The organism is Thiolapillus sp. (assembly GCF_048562965.1).
In the GTDB taxonomy this organism is placed as follows: domain Bacteria; phylum Pseudomonadota; class Gammaproteobacteria; order Chromatiales; family Chromatiaceae; genus Thiolapillus; species Thiolapillus brandeum_A.
In genome coordinates this window covers 1-617 of sequence record NZ_JBHNMF010001460.1, presented here as the reverse complement: position 1 = coordinate 617, position 617 = coordinate 1, and the positions used below count along the sequence as shown (strand labels likewise).

1 protein-coding gene and 1 pseudogene are annotated in these 617 nt (G+C 51.7%); both read left to right on the top strand.

Annotation, left to right across the window (positions count from 1 at the left end; genetic code table 11):
* Positions 1–355, top strand: a pseudogene (locus ACOCD2_RS24935) (IS3 family transposase); the annotation flags it as partial.
* A 20-nt stretch (positions 356–375) separates the two neighbouring features.
* Positions 376–617: transposase (locus ACOCD2_RS24930; RefSeq protein ID WP_293703100.1), on the top strand; the 242-nt coding region annotated here is incomplete at its 3' end.

The window sequence follows — 617 nt, the reverse complement described above, 5'->3', positions numbered from 1 at the left end:
AGGTAAAGCCGTGCCAGCAGATCCCTCCAACCCTGAAAACTGGTCAGCACAGGACAAGCTGGCCGTGGTGATCGAAACAGCCAGCCTGAATGAACAGGCCCTATCTGAATATTGCCGAAAGAAAGGGCTTTATGCAGAACAAATCATGCGCTGGAAAGAACTGGCCCTGGCGGGTTATGAAGGCACGGGAAGATTATCGGCGAATGAGCGTCGGGAGCTACAACGCACCAAGAAGCAAAAGCGTCAGATAGAAAAAGCGCTCAAGCGCAAAGAGAAAGCCCTGGCTGAGACTGCAGCGCTCCTGGTGTTATCAAAAAAGTGCCATGCCATCTGGGGGGAAGCAGAGGAAGAATGATTTCTTCTGAGAACCGTCAGATGGCGATCAAACTGGTTGATGAAGCCATGGAAGCCGGTGCGCGTCAGATGAAGGCCTGCCAGATCATGGGCATTGATCCACGCACCCTGCGACGTTGGAAAAACCAGCAGCGCATATCCAGAGAAACAGAGGATCAACGCAAGTTGGCGGCAGCACAACGCATACCGGCAAACAAGCTCAGTGAAGCGGAGAGAGAACAGATCATAAAAACCTGTAATCTTCCTGAATACAAGAGCTTACC